Genomic DNA, 2,192 nt, shown 5'->3' with positions numbered 1-2,192 from the left:
GCGAAACCATTCCGGTTCCCTGAAGCGCGTGATTGTCCTTACCGTGAAGTGATAGGTGAGGTAACAGATCAGAAATATCGTCGAGGTCACGAAAGCCGACACCATGCAATTGCGGTGGGCGATTTTGTTTCCGCGCCGGATAAAGACGTAGCCGGCGGACAAAAGGATCGCAGTCAGACCATTCAACGTGGCGTTGACCGCGGGCAGATCAGACACGGTCATGGCTGCTTCTCCTTCAACAGCGCCCGCATGGCTGCCAGAATCTTTGAGCGCGACGACGCCTCGGTTCCGTCGAAGCTGCCGCGAACGCGCCCGTGTTTGTCCACGATGACGAACAGGGTGCTGTGCACGAACAGGTCGTCGGGGCTGGTCCGCTCGTCGGCCTTGATCTCGTCCACGGCCAGCAGCAGCCCTTTGGTCGCAAGCCGGTAAACGTCCAGCTTTTTGCCGGTCAGGAACTGCCAGCGCTGGGGCAACGCTCCAAATCGTTCGCCGTATTTCTTCAAGACTTCCGGCGTGTCGAACTCCGGATCGGCGGTCAATGAAACCAGTTGAACCGGCTCGTTGGACGGCAAAGCGGCCTGCAATTCGCTCATTTGTTTCGTCATTTTGGCGCACGGACCGGGGCAACGGGTAAAAATGATGTCAGCGATCCAGACCTTACCGCGCAAATCCTCCAGTGTCACGGAGCGCCCGAACTGGTTGGTCAACGCGAAGTCTGAAACGGTCGCTAGAACGGGAAGCGGGTGTCGCGCCGCACGGAGTCTGGCGGAGAAGTAGGCGCCAAAGATGACGGCCATGACCAGCGCCAGACCGCCCCAAACGATCAATTCAACCGAGCGAGTGGGTTTGTTCATGACGAATCTGCCGCGAATGCGCACCTCGACGAGAAGGCGGGAATGGCGGCCATCGAACGGCGGCGCTCAATTCGCGAAAGGAACCGGCCGGTCTATTCGTAACTGACCGGAGCTGCCGTGGCCTTTTTGGCCGCCTCGGCCTTTTCGGCGAGCCACTTGTCGTATTCCGGCTGCGAGACCACTTTCAGCAACGCCCCCATGCTGTAATGCCCGTTGCCGCAGAGTTGCGCGCAGGCGATTCTATATTCCCCTTCCTTGTCCGGCGTAAACCAGGTGGCGATGCTGAGACCGGGAGTGGCGTCCTGGCAGGTGCGCATCGAGCGAATGGCGAAACTGTGAATCACGTCCAGTGAACTGATGTGGAGTATCACCGGTTTGTTCACCGGGACGACAAAATTGCCCTGCACCACCACGTCGTCCTTCGCGTCGGGGTCGCCCTTGCGATCCACGCCAAAGGGGTCGCTCGCCGAAGAAAGCAAGGAGTCCTGTTTGCCCATCTTGCCGTCCGGTCCGGCGTAATGGCCGTTCCAGTTGAACTGCCGTCCCAGAATGTAGATGATTGTCGAGTCCTTCTCCGACGGCGGATTCGAGGCGACCTTGGCCCACAGCGGCACCGCAAAGCCGATCAACAGCACGGCTTCCACGAGCGCCACGCCCACCTCCAGGTAATTGGACATGTGGCCCTTGACGCCGACGTAATCGGCCCTGGGATGGTTCGTCTTCCGGAAGCGAAACAGCGCGTACAGAAAATACCCGAGCCAGCCGACAAACAGCACGCCCATCAGGGCATGAACATAAACAATCAGGTTGTCCACGTCCTCGCCGTGTTTGGAGGCCAGAACGGGCAGGGAGAGAACGCTGTGCTTAAACCAGTATCCGAATGTGTTTGTCATCGCTCAAAGTCGGTTTGGAGGAAGTTTCCGGCATCACCGGCGGCGTCTGATTGGTGGCGGCCGTCGCCGCAGCCCGTCTGGCGAGATAAATGAAGAACGTCGCGAAGCAGCCAAGGACGAACACCACCACTGCGAGCAGACTGAAAATGCCCCAGTTCATCCCCTTGGCGAGGGCGGAATCAGACTTGCCGAAACACGCCGCGCAGGCAAAAAGGGATTGCGGCATGGCCGCGATCATCGCAACCGCCAGAAAAGCATATCGGCGAAGTGACTTGCTCCGGTTCACAGATAGCTGATGTTTTTAAGCTTTCGCAACACGGCCTTGAAATAAATCACCAGGATGACGCCCCCGAGCGCGGACCCCACGGCAAACACCAGATCGCTCGTGGTCCCCTGCTCCCTGTAATCAAGGAACGACCACACCCCGAAGCCAAACGCCAGA

4 protein-coding genes are annotated in these 2,192 nt (G+C 58.9%); all 4 read right to left on the bottom strand.

The features are described from left to right. Nucleotides 1–222 (bottom strand): DUF420 domain-containing protein (locus VN887_20580; GenBank protein ID HXT42416.1); only part of this gene is annotated, 222 nt, incomplete at its 3' end. Next, on the bottom strand, nucleotides 219–857 hold the full coding sequence (locus VN887_20575; protein ID HXT42415.1) for an SCO family protein: 639 nt from the start codon (nucleotides 855–857) through the stop codon (nucleotides 219–221). The genes VN887_20575 and VN887_20580, both read right to left, overlap by 4 nt. Before the next feature lie 92 nt (nucleotides 858–949). After that, nucleotides 950–1,750 carry a cytochrome c oxidase subunit II gene (locus tag VN887_20570; GenBank protein ID HXT42414.1) on the bottom strand — a complete coding sequence of 267 codons (801 nt, stop codon included), beginning with the start codon at nucleotides 1,748–1,750 and terminating at the stop codon, nucleotides 950–952. Beyond that, nucleotides 1,722–1,976 (bottom strand): hypothetical protein, encoded by a 255-nt coding sequence (locus VN887_20565; protein HXT42413.1) that lies wholly within the window; start codon nucleotides 1,974–1,976, stop codon nucleotides 1,722–1,724. The genes VN887_20570 and VN887_20565 overlap by 29 nt, the downstream gene beginning before the upstream one ends. Nucleotides 1,977–2,192: the final 216 nt, after the last annotated feature.

It is taken from the genome of Candidatus Angelobacter sp. (genome assembly GCA_035607015.1).
Classification (GTDB): domain Bacteria; phylum Verrucomicrobiota; class Verrucomicrobiia; order Limisphaerales; family AV2; genus AV2.
The sequence above is the reverse complement of the archived record's forward strand: the minus strand, read 5'-3'. Positions and strand labels throughout refer to the sequence as shown.